This is a genomic window from Aminobacterium sp. UBA4987 (assembly GCF_002396985.1).
Taxonomy (GTDB): domain Bacteria; phylum Synergistota; class Synergistia; order Synergistales; family Aminobacteriaceae; genus Aminobacterium; species Aminobacterium colombiense.
The window spans coordinates 336,243-354,770 of sequence record NZ_DGZF01000009.1 but is presented as its reverse complement, the minus strand read 5'-3'; the positions used below and the strand labels follow the sequence as shown (position 1 = coordinate 354,770).

Annotated in this window: 17 protein-coding genes; 1 reads left to right on the top strand and 16 read right to left on the bottom strand. The window is 43.2% G+C overall.

The features are described from left to right. The first annotated feature begins 275 nt into the window (after positions 1-275). Positions 276-1,697 carry an MATE family efflux transporter gene (locus B2U56_RS05775; RefSeq protein ID WP_286952751.1) on the top strand — a complete coding sequence of 474 codons (1,422 nt, stop codon included), beginning with the start codon at positions 276-278 and terminating at the stop codon, positions 1,695-1,697. Here B2U56_RS05775 and B2U56_RS05770 read toward each other — a convergent pair. The 16 genes from B2U56_RS05770 to B2U56_RS05695 form a co-directional block, all read right to left on the bottom strand. Beyond that, a complete protein-coding gene (locus B2U56_RS05770) occupies positions 1,692-2,408 on the bottom strand; it encodes an LrgB family protein (RefSeq protein WP_286952750.1) in 717 nt (238 codons plus the stop codon). The genes B2U56_RS05775 and B2U56_RS05770 overlap by 6 nt on opposite strands. After that, positions 2,395-2,763: a CidA/LrgA family protein gene (locus tag B2U56_RS05765; RefSeq protein ID WP_286952748.1), complete on the bottom strand. Its 369-nt coding sequence runs from the start codon at positions 2,761-2,763 to the stop codon at positions 2,395-2,397. Before B2U56_RS05765 ends, B2U56_RS05770 begins: the two co-directional genes overlap by 14 nt. A gap of 167 nt (positions 2,764-2,930) precedes the next feature. Continuing rightward, positions 2,931-4,238 carry a RidA family protein gene (locus B2U56_RS05760; protein ID WP_286952747.1) on the bottom strand — a complete coding sequence of 436 codons (1,308 nt, stop codon included), beginning with the start codon at positions 4,236-4,238 and terminating at the stop codon, positions 2,931-2,933. Between the two features lie 65 nt (positions 4,239-4,303). After that, a complete protein-coding gene (locus B2U56_RS05755) occupies positions 4,304-5,794 on the bottom strand; it encodes a tripartite tricarboxylate transporter permease (protein ID WP_286952744.1) in 1,491 nt (496 codons plus the stop codon). Positions 5,795-5,817: 23 nt separating this feature from the next. After that, positions 5,818-6,330, bottom strand: a complete 513-nt coding sequence (locus tag B2U56_RS05750) for a tripartite tricarboxylate transporter TctB family protein (RefSeq protein ID WP_213700037.1) — start codon at positions 6,328-6,330, stop codon at positions 5,818-5,820. A 144-nt stretch (positions 6,331-6,474) separates the two neighbouring features. Further along, positions 6,475-7,455 carry a tripartite tricarboxylate transporter substrate binding protein gene (locus B2U56_RS05745; protein ID WP_286952743.1) on the bottom strand — a complete coding sequence of 327 codons (981 nt, stop codon included), beginning with the start codon at positions 7,453-7,455 and terminating at the stop codon, positions 6,475-6,477. Positions 7,456-7,541: 86 nt separating this feature from the next. Beyond that, entirely contained in the window at positions 7,542-8,462 is a 921-nt protein-coding gene (locus B2U56_RS05740) for a fumarylacetoacetate hydrolase family protein (protein ID WP_013048682.1), read from the bottom strand. 46 nt (positions 8,463-8,508) lie between these two features. Beyond that, a complete protein-coding gene (locus B2U56_RS05735) occupies positions 8,509-9,504 on the bottom strand; it encodes an isocitrate/isopropylmalate dehydrogenase family protein (RefSeq protein WP_013048683.1) in 996 nt (331 codons plus the stop codon). A gap of 77 nt (positions 9,505-9,581) precedes the next feature. Next, complete coding sequence (locus B2U56_RS05730) at positions 9,582-10,250, bottom strand: GntR family transcriptional regulator (protein WP_286952742.1); 669 nt, start codon at positions 10,248-10,250, stop codon at positions 9,582-9,584. A gap of 31 nt (positions 10,251-10,281) precedes the next feature. Beyond that, a complete protein-coding gene (locus B2U56_RS05725; RefSeq protein ID WP_286952741.1) occupies positions 10,282-11,457 on the bottom strand; it encodes an iron-containing alcohol dehydrogenase in 1,176 nt (391 codons plus the stop codon). Positions 11,458-11,949: 492 nt separating this feature from the next. Then, positions 11,950-13,209, bottom strand: a complete 1,260-nt coding sequence (gene larA / locus B2U56_RS05720) for a nickel-dependent lactate racemase (protein ID WP_286952740.1) — start codon at positions 13,207-13,209, stop codon at positions 11,950-11,952. 51 nt (positions 13,210-13,260) lie between these two features. Beyond that, entirely contained in the window at positions 13,261-14,535 is a 1,275-nt protein-coding gene (locus B2U56_RS05715) for a TRAP transporter large permease (RefSeq protein ID WP_273015171.1), read from the bottom strand. A 15-nt stretch (positions 14,536-14,550) separates the two neighbouring features. Further along, the gene (locus B2U56_RS05710; RefSeq protein ID WP_273015172.1) at positions 14,551-15,033 is read right to left on the bottom strand and encodes a TRAP transporter small permease; all 483 of its coding nucleotides are present in this window, start codon (positions 15,031-15,033) and stop codon (positions 14,551-14,553) included. Positions 15,034-15,161: 128 nt separating this feature from the next. Next, positions 15,162-16,187, bottom strand: a complete 1,026-nt coding sequence (locus B2U56_RS05705; RefSeq protein ID WP_213700179.1) for a DctP family TRAP transporter solute-binding subunit — start codon at positions 16,185-16,187, stop codon at positions 15,162-15,164. Positions 16,188-16,251: 64 nt separating this feature from the next. After that, a complete protein-coding gene (locus B2U56_RS05700) occupies positions 16,252-17,502 on the bottom strand; it encodes a LeuA family protein (RefSeq protein ID WP_286952739.1) in 1,251 nt (416 codons plus the stop codon). Between the two features lie 30 nt (positions 17,503-17,532). Then, complete coding sequence (locus tag B2U56_RS05695) at positions 17,533-18,498, bottom strand: C-terminal binding protein (protein WP_286952738.1); 966 nt, start codon at positions 18,496-18,498, stop codon at positions 17,533-17,535. Positions 18,499-18,528 lie beyond the last annotated feature (30 nt).

Genomic DNA, 18,528 nt, shown 5'->3' with positions numbered 1-18,528 from the left:
GTATTGCCACTCTTGCCTTTTTATTTTTCCCCCCTATTTCTGTATCTGCAAAACTCCCTGTAAATCCACTTCTTGCGGTAAGGGTAGAAAGCGTTATTAAGTTTTTAGGCGTACCCTACGATCAACCTCCTGTGGGAGGCCTTCGGTTGAATTTTTCTACATTTCACGTATAATGGTTTTTTGTATATAATGAAATAGATATTTATATTCAATTGCGTTGTATCCACTAAACAGATTTCTTTTCTTTGTATTTCCCAGAAAGGATGTAGAAAATATTGAAATACACATTCGATCCGCTGCGAGGGAGTATTTTCTCGGTATTCCTGTACTATTCCTCGCTGACGGTCGTAGGAATGTTGGCGGTTTCCTCGGCCAGTGCCATCGATGCCGCTTTTCTAGGAAACATGGATGGCGAGGCCGCCTTGGCTACAGTAACGCTGACACTCCCTTTTGTTATTCTTGTGGGAGGAGTGGCGTTTATGATGGGTATTGGAGGATCAGTTTCCTGCGGCAAATATCTCGGAGCCGGCGATGTTCAGACAGCATCGGCCATTTTTACAAAAACTCTTCTGGCGACCCTTCTTTTCGCAGTGGGAGTCTGTTTCACAGCAATAATAGGAGTGGACCAATTAGTTGTACTCCTGGGTGCAAGCCCTGCCATTGCTCCATCTGTGCGCACTTATGCATCAATTTTAACCCTATTTATCCCTTTTTCAGTTACAGGAATTTGTCTTTCATATTTCGTAAGAGTTGACGGCAGACCGCTTCTTGCTGCTGTTGCTATGACTGTAGGTGCCATAGTAAATGTTTCCCTTGATTGGCTTTTTGTCGTAAAACTTCGTTGGGGTATACAGGGAGCTGCTTTCGCGACGGGACTTTCTCAAATCACCCTCCTCAGCATGCTGTTTCCCCATTTTTTACAAAAAAAGGGGAAATTGCGCTTTAGTATGCGAGGAGGCTCATGGAAAGAAATTGTCCGAGCTGCCTATAACGGGTTCTCTGAATTTGCCAACGAAATTTCAGCTGGATTTCTTACGTTCCTCTTTAACAGAATCATGATCAGGCGTTTAGGGGTAGCCGGTGTTGCTGCTTATACAATTGTCAACTACATACTCTACCTTGGCTCTATGGCATGTTATGGTATCGGCGATGCCATACAGCCAATTATCAGTAAAAATTTTGGTGCTGGAAAAGCTAAGCGAATCAAGGGTTTCTTATGGATAGCAGGCGGAACAGTTACTTTTTTAGGTATCCTTATTGTGAGCATTCTACTTCTGATGCCAAACTCAATGATTAAGCTTTTTACAAACTCAGAAGCAGAAATAACAATATGCATTGCCCGTGATTTTATAGCTCACTTCTGGCCAGCTTTTTTGCTTATTGGAATCAATATCGTCTTTTCTTCATATTTTACTGCTATGCAAAAGCCGGTACACTCAGCATTTATCGCCATATCGAGAAGTCTCGTAGCACCAGCAACGCTGCTATATATACTTCCTCTTTTCCTTGGCAACAAGGGGATATATATGGCTGTTCCATTAGCGGAGCTCGCTACATTCATCCTTGCACTCGCACTCTTTATGCCGAACTCTCCATTAAAACTGATACGCTCTGACCAAATCTACAAAAAACTAGGAGAAAAAAGAGAGCTTTTCCCACAAAAGGGTGTTCCCACTTCAGAATCACGCTTCTCATAACATTTTAAAGAATGGAATAACCCACAAGAGAAGAGGCACCACAATTACAGTAACAACGCCACAAAGGCCTGTAGCAAGGCTGCTGAAGGCACCCTCTGTCTCTCCCATCTCGAAAGCCCGGCTCGTCCCTATAGCATGAGAACTAGACCCAATGGCCAGACCTCGAGCAATCGGATGATGAATCCCAGCTATTTTACAAAGAATGGGCGCCAGAATAGCACCAGTTACTCCCGTAATAATAATAGAAAACACTGTAACAGGAACTATACCCTCAATAATGCGGGCTATTTCGATTCCTATAGGGGCTGTCACAGATTTAGGAACCAGAGACAGAAAAAAATCATTGTTAAGATTTAAAAAACAGCATAAAAACCAAATACAGACAAAAGAAGTGAGAACCCCTGCAACTATAGAAAGCATTATCGGTTTCAGAATAGCTTTTAATCGTGACAATTCACGGTATATGGGCACTGCTAAGAGAACAGTAATCGGACCGAGCAACATAGCGATAACATCTCCACCGCGCCTATATTCTTCATAGCTATAGTCAGTAAATGTCAGAGTAATGCCGATCACTAGAGATGAAAATACTACTGGAGGCAAGAGGACAAATCTTGCTTTGTCACGAATCCAGCACCCCAAAAGATAAGTGCCAATGGTAAGAACTATGGCAAAAAGAGGGGTTTGAAATATTTCTTTAAAGACTGCCACTGGACTTTTCCTCTTTTCTTCGAAGAAGGTACTGTGCTGTTATGCCCGTTGCTACCATAACAAGAGACGTAGAAAGAACAATTATGAAAATTAGCTGTGGAACAACACCAAGTATTTTTTCTTTGGCCGCTACCACACCGACAACAACAGGCACAAAGAAAAACGCCAGATTTCCCAGGCAAAAGTCGGCTAGATCCTTTAACGATTCAGCAGAAATAACGTTATAATACATAAGGACAAATAAAAGTATCATCCCTATAACACTTCCAGGGATGGGAATGCCTGATAAGACCTGAATACTTTGACCAATAAAGAAAATGACGCATACAATGAACATTTGCAGTAAAAGTTTCAAGGCAATCCCTCCTTAAACCTAAAATTCCGTCAGATTGTACGTATAAATACGTGTCCGCGCCATAAAAGTTTTTCTACGGTTACCGACAAAAATGTTTCCGGGAAGAAAACTCTCCCGGAAACATAAAAAGGAACTTTGATCTAAATGTTCTGTAAAACCCCAGAAAATTACGGTGCGTAAACCCAGAGATCAGTCAAAATTGTGCACCCTGGAATTGGCAACGGAGCGGGAACTTCAACTGCTGAAAAGGGCAGGGCCTGCCCTGGTAAACAATGTTGCCAACTCTGGTAAGCAGGGTAGAATTCGTTAAGATCAGTGTGGAACTGTTGGATGCGGACTACATTTTTCAAAGAAGTTCCTGCTGCCTGGCAAATCTTTTCTGCGTTGTTCAGAATATATTCCATCTGACTCTGAGCAGAAGAACCAAAATAGGGCTGTCTGGGATCAATTTCGCATCCTAAAGCAAGCCCATTCTCATCAGCGGCCATAAGACCAGTAATAAAGAGAAGATCACCTGCTCTGATCGCCACTGTCTGATCTTCATATCCTGTAAAGACATCGTGTTTGATGATTTCTTTTTTGGTTTTTCCGCCATCAGCAAGAGCCAAAACTGTGATTTCTATTGCCGCTTCAGAAATTGCGAAGCCTGGAGTAGCTGTAGGAATAAGTGTTGTTACCGGCGGGTTTTCAGGGAAATACTTATTCCAAACTTCTCTGAAGGCGGGGAAATCTTCTATGTCTCGCATATATACCTGAGCCTTAACGATATTGCCAAGGGATGAACCGCTTGCTCGTAATGCTGGCTCTAGTCTATGCTTAATAATATACTCAGTCTCTAGTTTTATCTGCTTGCCACGCCAGAGATAACCAGGTACAGGACGTGCCTCTGGTGGTATACACTCATTTCTTCCTTTACCACTTGTCGCCATCATTCCTGCTACGAAAATAAAGTCACCTGCACGTACAGCCGGAGCATATCCGGAAGATGCCGGCGCATCTATCTCAGGTGGTTTAATAGCTTCAACAGAGAAATCCTCGCTGGGGACAACCGCTATCATCTCTACCTCTATATCTGCATTATCAATAAGAAGCCCCTTTTGCAGAATAGAAGTGCTTGGGGGAATGTAATCACCAAAGGCAGCCTTTCTCCCAACATGATATGGGTCTACTGCTTTCCAAGTTGTATAGTACTGATCTACTCGTACCACGTTAGACATGCCGCTTCCCGCACTAGAAAGCAAGGATTTGAGTCTGTTGAAAATGAAATCCGTTTCCTTTTCATTTTTAGGTTTGCCTGACCTCGGAAGACGAGGGTTGTATACCTCCGGAGAAAGTCCTTGTTTAAAATCAGTAGCCATGTGCCCCGTCGCAAAAATCCAGTTACCGGCTTTTATTGCCTGGGCATACTGTATTTTCCCTTTAGCTATTTCGACAGGGGACAAAAATTCCAATGTTTTCTTCTTTGTGTCATCCATATAAATTCTCCTTTCTCTTACTATGTGGCTATTTTTGAAATGTCAATAATAATAGAAAGTGCCTATCAAGCTGCCTCACATCTCCTACTTTTTATTTCTCGTCTAACACTAAATACTAAGAATAGGATAGCCGTTACTATAAAGGCCAGGGAATAAGGTCTGGTAAAAAATATCTTTATACCAGCATCTGGCAACATCAAAGATGCCCGCAGGCTTTTTTCCATAATTGGACCTAAAACCAAGGCCATTGCCACTGATAGGACAGGGAAACCGCCTTTCTCAAAAAAGTAACCAATGAGTCCGAAAATAATGGAGAGCCAGAAATAGTAAACGTGACCGTAGCTGATAGAGGGACCTACTATTGAGAGGACTAAAACAAAGGGAATCATATATTTATTATCCACCATCGTGGCTAGCTTGCCTATAAAATTAGCTAAAAACAACCCCATCAACAAAAGCAACACATTAGAGATCATCATCGCTAAAAAGATAACGTAAACCAAATCCAGTTGGTCACGAAATAGGCTTGGTCCTGGGACCAATCCGTGGATCAGCATAGCACCCATCATCATCAGGGTATTGGAATCACCAGGAATTCCCAGCGTTAGCATAGGGACCAAAGCCCCACCTGTTACAGAATTATTTGCACTTTCGCTTGCCACAACACCTTCCTTAGAACCTTTGCCATATTCTTCTGGATGCTTGGAAGCTCTCTTAGCTTCGCCATATGCCATAAAGGAAGCCATAGTTGCTCCCAGCCCCGGCAGTATGCCAATAATGGTTCCTATAATACTGGACCTCAAAATATTAAACCACATTTTAGGCAAGTACTTGTACGCAGAGAAAATTCCTGTCACTTTACACCTTACAATATTGGAAGCAGCAGGGCGCCCCACCATTCTGAATGCCTCTGCAACACATAACAACCCTATAGTCGCCGGAACCTCAGGAATACCTATAGTGAGTTCTTGAATACCGAAGGTAAATCTTGGGAAAGGACAGATTAAGTCTAGCCCTACCGTAGAAAGCAGTAATCCGAAGGATGCTGCTATAAAACCTTTAAGAACAGATTTACATGACATGGTAAATACTACTATTATGGCGAGAAGACAAAGAGAGAAATACTCCGGCCCTGCAAAAAGAGTCGCAATCCGTGCCAACTTCAATGAAAGGAAAATGAGGACAATACAACTGAAAATTCCGCCAATAGAGGAACTATATGTAGCTAAGCCTAAGGCAGTGCCGCCCTCACCTTTTTGAGTCATAGGCCACCCTTCCATCGCTGTTACGGCTGCTGTGGGTGTTCCTGGAACATTCATGAGGATAGCCGTTATGGATCCACCATATATACTGCCGCAATAGATTCCGCACATCATAATGAAAGCCGAGTACTTTGACATCGTGAATGTTACTGGAATCAACAATCCGATAGCTATGGTCGAAGTAAGACCTGGAGCAGCACCGACCATTATGCCGGAAAACACTGATCCAACAAGAAGTAAAACTTGGGTTGGTTGAAATATTATCCCTAAAGCTTGTGCGATCATGCCATCCATATTCAAAAACCTCTCTTCTTAGATCAATTCAAAAAAAATTCCCAAAGCTTGCCTGTTGGAAGGTAAACCCCTATAACAATGGCGAATATATAATACAAGCCACCACCTAAAGCGACGCTAAATAAAGTACTATTTAACACCTTGCTGCCAAGCACTCTCATTATGAGAAATATGAAAATGATCGTTGAAGGCAAAAAACCTATGGTGATAATAAGAGCCGGATATATTAAGCAAAGTAAAAAAGCGTAGACAGTATTACGAATTAAAATCGATTCTTCATCTAAAGCATCTTTTCTCCAGACCACGCTTAGCTTGCTTAAGCTATCTAAAACAAAAGAGAATCCGCCATTATTTTTGAAAAGTGATATCATAAGAAGGAGTGCCCCAGATCCTGTAAAAAGGGAAAAAACTCTCGGAAAAAGAGCAAGACCGCCTGGATCTGCATTAATAACAGGAAAACTAAATGTTTGCACAAAAAAAATCAAACTCACAGAAAATGTTAAAAGAGCTACTGCCCACTCCGCGATAATAACCATGGTAACACCTCATTCTTCCCAAGTAGGCCTGCCTGTACCTCTGCCAAGGCAAGGCAGGCCTATATAGGTTTACGTACTTAAAGAGAGATTATTTTTTTATTATCGAATCTCCTTTTATAATTGCTTATTGTCAAAGGTCAAAGGCTACTTGCTCTGCATCAAACTTAAAGCCTTGGTTATGTTTTCCTGCATCTTGTAGAGATGCTCTGTGTATGCTGCACTATCCTTTTTGTAAACAGACTGTCCCAGCTTTTCAAGTTCTGCCCTGAATTCAGGAATTTCCCATACTTTTTTGTTAGCTTCTTCAAGAATTTCCTTCACATCTTCGGGAAGCCCCTTGGGACCGCCGATGCCGTAAGGAATTTCCCATACGATGTCATAACCAAGCTCTTTAAATGTCGGAACGTCAGGGAAGTCAGGGTGTCTTTCGCTGCCAAAATAACCGATAAACTTCAGTACACCATCATTAACGTAGGGAATGGCGGGTCTAATGTAAGAGCTGACTACATCCACATGTCCACCCAGTATTGCAGCGTTCATTGCTGGAGAGCCGTCATGCGCTATGGCTTTGGCGCTGAATCCAGCCTGATCCATCCACAACAACAGCGGCTGATGGTGGCTTCCGCCTAAATCAGAAACACCCATGGTCATCTTGTCAGGATTCTTCTTTGCTTCTTCAGCGAAGTCCATTGCTGTGTTCCAGTGTGATTTGCTCTGTGCCACTAGAACAGGAGACTGATAGCAGAAACTTCCTATAACATCGAAATCACTGATATCAAGGGGAGCGAGGTTCATTGGCTTATACTTGGGTAAATCTCCCTGGACAACAACGAGGGTATATCCATCAGGTCTGGCATTTTTGGCTGCGGCGTATCCTATACTTCCGCCACCACCAGTGATGTTTTCCACAACAATCTTCTGTCCAAGAATCTGCTCCAGATACTTCGTATAGATTCTGCTAGCAGTGTCTCCACCGCCCCCTGCTTGCCACATTACTATCCACTTTATCGGCTTACTGGGATAATTTGACTTTCCAGCTGCCATGGCAGGTTCAACGCAAACAGCGAACATCAGGGAAAAAACAAACATAACCAATACAGCGACAAACGCTCTTTTCTTTACCATTCTTTATTCCCTCCTTAGTTATTTAGAAGCCTAAAAGCTTTCATAGTAGCCAGGGGAACAAGCTAAATGATCTTATTCGGTTAATCCTATCTTTTCTCCGCAACAATCTTGTTTTCAAGAACGCCAAGGACATCGCATTCTATACGGCAAACATCGCCGGGGAACATGTGGGTGGGATTCTTGCTGAACTTAGCAATTCCGCCAGGGGTTCCAGTTGCGACCACATCGCCTGGTTCAAGGGTGAAAACCTCAGAAAGGAAAGCTACAAGTTTGGGAATTCCATAGAGCAAATTCTTAGTATTGGAACTCTGCAGCTGCTTGTCATTTACCCAGAGTTTAAAGTTCAGATCCATAGGATCAGCTACTTCATCTGGTGTGACAAGGGTAGGCCCCATGGGGGCGAAAGTATCAAAGGTTTTTCCTCTTAAGACCTGTTTGTCGAGGGTGGTAATATCACTGGCCGAAACGTCATTGAAGATGGTGTATCCTGCAATATAGTCATAAGCATCTTCCTCAGATACATAACGAGCAGGTTTGCCGACCACAAAGGCCACTTCAACTTCATAGCCAAGCTCATCTGTGGCATCTGGTTTAATAATGCAATCTTCTGGACCACACACACTGTTCTGATACTTTGAGAAAATTCTTGGCGCTGCAGGTGTGGGAACACCTGTCTCTTCGATAAAATCTACATAGTTGTGGGAAAGGCAAATTATTTTTCCTGGATCAGTGATAGGTGCCATAAGCTTTACTTCAGAACGCTCAAAAACCGCCTTATCATCTATGGTGCCCTCAAGCACTTTACGGGCAAGATCCATACCCCTCTCTTCTCTCGTGAGAAAACGCTTCATATCTGACGGCAAAAGGGCGTCCGCTACTACCTGGGGAGTGGGATCTCCTTCTTTGCACAGCTGTTTGGCGTAGGCAAGATTAAGATCGATAACTTTGTCTCCCACAAGCGCACCTAGTCTGTTGGTATTACATTTCTGGAAAGTTACTAAACGCATGCTCAAACCTCCTAATCGGTATCTTAAATGTCGGCTAGATCACAGATTACAATGCGTGGATTATGGCCTGTGTCATCTCTGATGTTTTCGCAGTTCCACCAAGATCTCGGGTTACAACCTTGCCTTCCCTTATTACGGTGGCCACTGCATTCTCCACTCGGTCTGCTCCTTCGCTATAACCAAGATGGCGAAGCATGAGACAAGCAGAAAGAATCATAGCGGTTGGATTGATTCTGTCTTGACCGGCATATTTGGGAACACTCCCATGCACAGACTCAAAGACAGCGATATCATCTCCGTAGTTCACTCCTGGCCCCACACCAAGGCCACCCACAAGACCTGCTGTAAGGTCGGAAACCATGTCGCCGTAGACATTGGGCATAACCATGACATCAAATGCTTCCGGCATTAGTACCAATCTCATACACAAAGCATCAATGATTACCTCGTCGAATTCGATTTGAGGATAATCTTTCGCAACTTCTCTGGCTGTCTTCAGAAAAAGACCATCAGTAAGTTTTAAGATATTGGGTTTTACTGAAGCCGTTACTTTTTTTCGCCCATTGGCGATGGCATACTCAAAAGCCTTACGAACTACCCGCTCCGAGCCTTTTTTTGTTATGAATTTCAGGGCTACAGCTACGTCGTCACTAAGCATCTGTTCTTGCCCGGCATAGGTGTCTTCCGTGCTTTCACGTACAACGATAAGGTCGAGATCTTTAAAGTTGGAACGTACGCCTTCGTAGTACTTGGCGTGGCGGATGTTGGCGTAAAGATCCAACTTGACTCTTAACGTTACGTTGGGGCTTCTAAATCCCTCCCCCACAATGTTTGTAAGGGGACCCTTAAGTGCAACCTTGTTGCGACGAATAGACTCCAGGGCTTTTTCGGGAACCGGTTCGCCGTATTCCGGCACTGCTACCTGTCCGGCTGCAACTTCTTCCCACTCTATCCCCAGCTTGAGGGCATCAACGACTTGGCGGGCTGCATTAACTACTTCTGGGCCTATTCCATCCCCTGGTATCAAGGTAATACGCGTCATATCGTTCTCCTCTTCTTATGTTTTTCCAAAAACGTTTGCACACATCGTTGTGCGCAAAAGAGCACTAAAACAACAATTTATTTATTTTTCTTGCCGATCTGATGTGTAACGCGATCCATGGCTTCAAAGGCATGCTTGTTTGCCGCTTCAAACGCTCCGACTGCATCCTTATTGAGCAATGCATCATAAATAGCCTTATGGCCATCTATCACATCTCCCCATCGATCAATGTTGCCAAGGGAAAGTTCCGCATATCTCCTGAGATTTTGTGAAATGCTGTTGTAGTATTGAGATAAAAGGCTGTTATCTATTGACTCTATAATCAGGCTATGGAAGGCCGTATTGGCAGAAACCATCCCCTCAAAGTCACCTTCTTCGATGCAACAACGGGATTCTTCGATGTTATTGGCTAGAGTCGCAAAATCCTCTTCAGTGAGCTTCTGAGCTGCTGCATAACAACCGTAGCCATCCAGCATGGCTTTGAGCTGATAATGTTCATGAACATTTTTAAGGCGTATTACAGAAACCCTTGCGCCACGATAGGGTAAAAGTTCAACAAACCCCTCATGGGCCAACATTCTCAACGCTTCTCTGATTGGTGACCTGCTTACCCCAAACATATCTGCCAAAAACGATTCTGTAAGGCGCTGGCCCTCCTCTATTTCGCCATCAAGGATCTTCTCTCGAGTAACATCTGTAATGCGGCGTGCAATTTGCAAAATCTCAGGAATCTGCTGTGTCCCCATTTTATTACTCCTTATCATTTAAGTTTTTTACTTAAATACGAGCGTCAAAGGCCTCTGTGTATATCTTGGCAATATCCTCAACAGTCAAATCGCGTGCACATCGACCCAAAAGACGACGCTCCTGCCAGCCTGCCTCTGCCCATCTTCCTACTGCGGTGCGATCTGTAATACCCACCTCCGTTAAGCTAATGGGCATTTCCACACTCTTCATAAAGGCAGCCATTGCATCCAGGGCACCTTCTACTCCCTCTCGAACAGAAAGCCCTTCCATATTTTCGCCCATAGCTTCTGCGAGAAGCATAAGACGCCTTCCCTTAGAGGCAGAAATGGCATTAAAGCAGGAGGTAAGCAAAACGCTTAATGAAACACCATGAACCACGTGGTACTCTCCGCCAATGGGATAGGCCAGAGCGTGTACCAGGCTTGTCCCGGCATTATTTAATACCATGCCCGCCATAAGGGAACCGAGAGACATCTGGTAGCGCGCATCTATATCATTAGGATCTGACCAAGCAACGCCAAGGGATTTTGTGATAATACGCACCGCTTCAAGAGCCAGTGCATCTGTAATAGGATTGGTTCTCTTGGAAACAAAGGGTTCTGCAGCATGAAGCCAGGCATCAAATCCGGAGGCACTAGTGACATTACGGGGGCTAGATACTGTAAGCATCGGGTCAACAATTGCTACGTTAGGAAGAAGAGCATCGGAAGCTACTGCTTTTTTTACATTGTTCTCCTGGTCTAAAAATATAGCGTGCTTCGTGATTTCAGACCCTGTTCCTGCGGTTGTTGGAATCATAATAGTGGGGCGCCCTTTGTGCTTTACTTTGTTCCGTCCAAAATACTCTCTTGTTTTTCCTGGATTCGTCGTAAGGGCTGAGGACATTTTAGCTACATCAAGAATACTACCGCCGCCTACGCCGATAACCACATCGAAGCCGCCGTCTGAAACTATCTTTGCAACAGCCTCTGCCAAATCTGTAGTTGGCTCTGTTGTGGAACGTTGGAGCACGTTCACATCATAATCGATTTTTTCACTTTTAATTGGGGCAAGCACCTTATCAAGAATCCCTGCTGATTTTACTGATGGCCCCGTTACAACGAGAACCCTTTTACCATTAAGACTTTTCACTTTTTCTGCGACACTGTTGACGGAATCTATACCAAAAGCAATGTCAGGCGTCACAAAAGCAATATTTTTCCACATATGAACTCCTCCTTAATTAATAGTTTTTTAAATAAAATTGTTTTTTGGGGATATTTTTAGATTCCTTTGTTATAAATTTCTCACAGTGCTGCGCTCAACGTGGAATATTGTACATTATGTACGATCCTGTTGTCAAGTTGATGAAGTCTTGCAGAGCCAAGAAGTGTATATAAGAGGGATTAAACTACTAATTTACTCAGGAAGTTTATTGGGATTGCGCATGCGGAAGCATAGATGTACGGGATTTGGTGGCTGCCTTGGCATCAAACAATTTCCCAGATATACCATTATCCAACTCTAATGCCGGGAGAGTGTTCTCCCAGAGGGTTTCTGGAACGTGGGAATAACACAAACCATTTTGGGAGGAACCTTTAAAGAGTTTATAGCTCCTCATCAAAAAAGGATGTAGCCTTCTGGTAAAACGTAAATCATAGAAGGCTACTCCACCTCTTTAATAATGGCATAAAGCAGTGCAGATTGATAGTAATAAAGCTACAACACTCCAATCATAGGGACAGTAAGATTCCCCACAGGCATAATCACACTGCTAAAAGAAGATCCATGTTTGTTCTTTACGAATGAAAGAGCTTCGTCGAGGTCATTGATTTTTTGAGCAAATAACATGGCTGTTTGCTGCTGATCAAAATTAGAAATCAGCAAAATCTCCTTATTCAAAGCGACACGGGCAATACCAAACGCCTTATGACCGCCTAAAACAAATTTTTGACGTATTTTCTCTATTACTTCCATTGGCGTACGAGACATCCTCAGGAAAATTTCAAAGGTTTCCTCCCCAAACCCCATGGGACATTCCGCTAATAAAATGATCGTTCCGCCCTTTTTTGTGATGCGGTCTGCATGGTCCAGAGCCTTTTGTGCCTGGTACATGTTTATGTCCCTGGGGAACCCTCCGCAAGAAACAAATGTCACATCCACTTCCTCTGGCAGTGGAATCTCGTACATCTCCGCGGAAATTTTCACGCCTTCAAGCCATGCTTTTTCAAAGTCTCCCGCAACTACTTCAACTATTTCTTTTTGGCTGTTTGGAACTACATTAACAATGAAATCCAGACCTGCCAAACGAGCTCCTTCCAGCATTTCATTGCTAAGGGGGTTTGCTTCTAGCGGTGGCATAGAATCGAGCAGTCCCACCATTCTGGAATGATTGGATTCTATCGTTTCCCTTGAAGCCACTCCTGGCAGAATGGATTTCCTCCCTCCTGAAAAACCTGCAAAATAATGGGGAAGGATTACGCCAACTGATATTAGAAGGTCTGCTTCGCAAGCCTCTCTGTTGATGAAAATAGGAGTGCCATAAGATGTTACCCCAAGGTTTTTTACATTTTCGCTGTCACAGTCATGAGATATGAAACGGTACCTTTCAACAAGGCCTTCTCCGAATATTTGTTTATTCTGCTCGACGGAGTGCGGTTCGTGTATCCCCGTAGCTATTAGAAACGAAATCTGTTCTTCTTTCAAACCCTCTCCATGAAGAATTTCAAGAATAGGGGGAAGAAGTATGTCATTTGGCGTGGGGCGGGTAATATCATTTACCACAATAACGACCTTTTCAGGCTTTTTGTTTCGCACAATATGGGAAAGAGGCAGGGTCCCCAAAGGAGCCTTAAGTTTCTCACGCACTAATTGAATCGGAGATTTTACACCTGGCCGTTCATTGGCGGTAATAATGTTAGCTTGAACAAGTTCCTCCATGTTTAAACGCAGAGAACCCTTTCCATATTTTAATAACAAGTCTATCGTCCCCCCTTCTTTATATTTTTCAGTTTCCTTTTCTTACATCCGTTAAAAAAGAAGTTTTGGTAAAAAGGTAGTAATAGCCGGGACATAGGCCAAAATGAAAAGCCCTAAAACTAAAACAAATAAAAATGGAATAATTTTAATCGTAATCTGACCTATAGAAATATCACTGATCGCACAGGTGGCGAAAAGAGAGATGCCTACTGGCGGGGTTGCCATTCCAATAGCCAGAGAAATAACTGTAACGACACCAAATTGAACCATATCGAAACCCAGCTGAGAAGCAATAGGTGCAAATATAGGAACCACAAGGAGTATAATTGCTGCCGTTTCCATAAATGTCCCAAGGATAAGATAAATTATGAGCATTAACGCATAAATTACTACGGGGTTGGTAGAGAAACCAAGAATAGCCGATGAAAAAAGCTGTGGAACTTGCTTGATCGTCATTAGCCACCCAAAAGGATTGGCAGCGGCGATCAGAATCATAATCATTGCAGAGTTGAGAGCGGCTTTATAAAAAATAGGCATAATATCTTTCCATGTCAGTTCTTTGTATATGAAGCAGCTGACAAATAAACCATAAACAACTGCTATAGCTGCGGATTCAGTTGGAGTAAAGATACCCGTCATAATGCCGCCAAGAATAATAACAGGCATTAAAAGCCCCCAGATGGCTTCCACAAAAGAAGTTTTTCTATCGGTCCATGACTTCTTCTCTTCCGTAGGATAACCTTGTTTTTTTGACTGAATTCTGTTCATACCTAATAAAAGAAGGGAAAGAAAGATGCCTGGGATAATTCCTCCTATTAAAAGCTGCCCTACCGAAACATTCGCCACTGTGCCAAAAACGACCATAGTGATACTTGGGGGAATAATTACTCCAAGACAAGCAGCAGCCGCCACTACCGCTGAAGCGTAAGATTTATCATATCCCCGCTTCTCCATTTCCGGAATCGTCAGGCTACCCACTGCAGCGGCGGTTGCTGGAGTAGATCCGGAAATAGCCGCAAAAAAAGTACAGGCCACTATAGAAACGGCTGCCAATCCTCCCGTAATGTGTCCAACCAAAGTGCTAGCGAGAGATACTATGCGCTTTGAAACGCCACCTCGCTCCATTATGGCGCCAGCTAACATAAAGAAAGGGATGGCTAACAAGGGGAACGAATTTGCTCCGGCTACCATTCTCTGGGGAATAAGCACTATGGGCATACTTCCAGAAGCTATGAGACTTGCCAAAGATGCTATGCCCAAAGAAAAACCTATTGGGACATTGGCAATAAAACAAACAACAAGCGAAATAATTAAAGCAGATAACAAGGTTTTCCCCTCCCTCTACTCGACAATTTGGCTGAAGTTTTTGCGCATTTGTTTTAGACAGTAATAAATATTTAAACAACCTGCAACAGGAATGGAGAGATACACCCAGAACATGGGTAATCCCAGAGCAGGAGATGGCTGATTCTTCGTTGTTAGAGATATTTTCCAGCCGTAATAAATGAGGTAGCCGGAAAAGACTATAAGGGCTGCATATACAAGAATCTCTACACTTTTCTGTATTTTTGAGGGAAGAAGGTTAACTACTACATCTATTCCTATATGAATTTTTTCTTCTATACCAATAGCAGCTGCTATGAAAGTACACCATATAAACAAAAAGCGGACTAATTCTTCTGCCCATGATGGAGCGTTATTAAAAACATAACGCATAACAACTTGGTAAAAGGTCAAAAAGGTGATGCCAATCATAATAATGGCAAGAAACCACTTTACCAGGTAATTCATGCTAAATGGAAGCTTTTGTTCTCTATGAGTCATGGGAAACCACCTCGTAATATTCAGAAACATTGTTTTGACAACCATCTAAATACAGGAAACAAAAGCGCGGTTAATTAGAAATCAGGGGGCTGACACAATAACGGCAGCCCCCTATAAGTGAAATGTTGTTACTTCGTGTTGTTGATCTTTTCTATAAGCTCTTTGCCGTAAGCTTCATCCCCGCCCCCTACAACACTGTAATAGGAGGGGTACAGTTTCGTCTGGGCTGTCTCGATGAAATCGGTTTTATCAACTTCATTGATCTCCATGCCTTTTTCTTTCAATACCGTTCTCATGGCTACTTCATACTTTGCCAGCTCTTCTCTCTGAATGTCACATGCGATCTTTGCACTCTCGGCAATAATTTTCTTATGTTCGTCGCTCAGAGTTTTCCACCAATTTTCAGAAGCAATATACTGCCTTGGGTAATAGAAGTGGCCGCTCAGAGAAAGATATTTCTGTACTTCATAAAATCTCTGGCTGAAAATAAGGTTAAGAGGGTTTTCCTGTCCATCAACAACACCTTGCTGAAGAGCCGTATAGAGTTCTCCAAAAGCCATGGGCACGGGAGATGCGCCAAAAGCAGCAAGAGTATCTATCATGACCTTGCTTTCCATAACACGAATCTTGAGTCCTTTAATGTCAGCCATGGTGTTAATAGGTCTTGCATTGTTTGTAAAATATCTGAAACCGCCGTCATTGTAGGCAAGGTGTCTAATGCCTACGCCTACATATTTCTCCTGTACCATCTGGCCAAGTTCGCCATCGAGCACCTTATGGGCATGGTCTATATCACGGAATATAAAGGGTAAATCCCAAAGCATTGCTTCTGGAACAAAACGCCCCATAGGGCCATTCTCAATGTCACCGATCTCAATGGTTCCCATTTGCACGCCTTCAACTATGGTTCTGGCGTCGCCAAGCTGGCCTGCAGGATAAAGCTCTACCTTAAGGGTTCCGCCTGACTTTTCCTCTACCATTTCCTTAAACTTTGTACAAGCGATATTCTGAGGATCTTCCGGAATAGTATTACCGTTGTGGGCAAATTTGATAGTGATTGTTTTAGCTGCCTCTGCAGCTGTCCCCACTGCAAAAACACATACGCAAATAACAAGTACTAAGACTGACAACATACTAATCCCTTTTTTAAACATTACTTCCTCCACCTCCAAGAAATAGTAAAAACGTAGTCCTTTGTACCGTGCTATTACCGTGCTATTACGCCTTATCAATAATGTTCCGTGCTATTTCCTCAAACTCCTGCTCAGTCAAAAGAGCGCTCTTTTCGAAAGCTTTTGCTTTTATGGCATTAACTATTTCCAGCTTCACATTAGCGTCTTTTACATCGAGTCCCAATTTATCAAGATAGATGTCAACAGTTGGAATGCCGCTCATCTTTCCAATAGTAACCTTTGCGTCTGGATGTCCTGTCAAACTGTAGAGATAAGGAGAAAGCTCAAGGGGAGCCTCGTCATTGGCATTTTTAAACCATCCCGCCACAATTCCGGATTCAATGTCAGACACGTTTTCTCCTACTATTCCCCTGTTCTGACGAACTTTAAGACCAGAAATACTCTGGAGATATCGAGAGAGAGGATAGAATTTATTGTACTTTAAACCTGTATCCACTCCGTACATGGTCAGAAGGGAGAGAGCCACATCTTCGTAAGGAGCGTTCCCCGCCCGCTCTCCGATGCCAGAGATAGTTGTATGGGCAATATCTGCTCCAGCTGCAAGGCCGGCAAGAGTATTCGCTGCACCAAGGCCAAAGTCATCATGAAAATGGATGCCTACGGGTTTATCTGAAATCCGCTCTTTTACTTTCTTTATAAGGAAGGGAACGGCCTGGGGCATAAGTCCACCCATAGTATCTACTACTGTGAGTTCGTCCATATGGCCATTTTCTGCAATGAGCTCTATCAAATCGAGGTATTCATCGATACCTGTTCTTGTTCCGTCTATAGTGAAGAAAGAAACGTACATCCCATTATCACGAGCATAGAGGGTAGACTCGATGGATACGTCTATAGCCTTCTGAACTTCCCACCTATAGGCATATTTCAACAGATGATCACTTGTTGGAACTTCCATGACAATGCTCTTAACACCACAATCAAGGGCTCTTTTCACATCGTCTTTCATACAGCGGGCGAAAGCAAAGATTTCTGGACCAAGGTTGCGCCTAACTATCTCTTTGATTGCCCCTTCATCTTGATCTGAAACTGCGGGCATACCAGCTTCTATTCTGTGAATACCTACTTCTGCCAGCTTCTCAGCTAAAGCAACTTTTTGATCTTTAGTGAAGATGAGCCCTGATTGCTGCTCACCGTCACGAAGGGAAACATCGTGAAACTGAATTTTCTTAGAAAAGTCGAACCCTTTCCTTGCCTCATCTGAAAAGTTCCAGGGACTCGTGTACCATAGATCTGTCTTCCAAGGAGTGGGAGAATTGTTGAATTTTACTGTCATAATCTTAGCTCCTCCTCATAAAAAGTATGCTTAAAATTTATTTACCCAGTTTTTGGGATTATTGCCTGTCAACGCTCTTACTATTTCCTGGGCCGCCTTTCGTCTTAACTCTATTTCAGACTCATCTGAATAGAAAGCTGCGTGAGGGGTAAGAATGATATTGTCCAGCCCGGCAAGAGCAAAAGGTGCCTCAGGAGGCTCTATTTCCAGCACATCAAGGGCAGCTCCTGCTATACGCTTTTCAACTAAAGCCTGATAAAGATCTTTTTGATTCACAAGAGGTCCTCTCGAAGTATTAACAAAAAAAGTAGAAGGTTTCATAAGAGATAGAGTTGATGCATTGATAAGATGGTGTGTTTCTTTTGTAAGAGGCATATGAAGCGAAAAAAAATCAACAGTCGAAAACATTTCTTCGATGCTTGCAACGCGTGTAATGCCAAGGGAGTTGAATCTCTCATCAGAGAGGTACGGATCATACCCATATATATCCATTCCAAAAGCCAGAGCTCGCGTGGCTACTTCTCTGCCTATGGCACCGCAGCCAAGAACTCCATATTTTTTCCCTCTCAAACGGGGAACCGGCTTCGCAAGTGTTACATCCCATTGGCCGCCTTTGATTTTCTGGTTGAGATAGGAAACCTTTCTTATCCCTGAAAGGAATAAGGCTATGGTATGATCTGCAACCTCTTCTATACAATAATCAGGGACATTACATACCATAATCTTTTTTTCGGTAGCTGCATCCACATCTATATTGTTGACTCCTATTCCCGTTCGTACAATGATCCTGCACTTATCGAGCTTGCGAATCACCTCTTCGCCCACCGGTGCGTATACCACCAGCATAGCATCGCAATCATGCCCTTCAGTTATGAAAGCCGACGATGTTTTGTCAGAGGAAATTTGAAGTTGCGCGCCTATTTTAGCCAACTCCTCCTCTTCAATGACTGAGTCGGGGAAAATAGTATCTGTCATGAAAACCTTGAAATTAGCCAAAAGCATTGTCCCTCCTTCATCACAGCATTT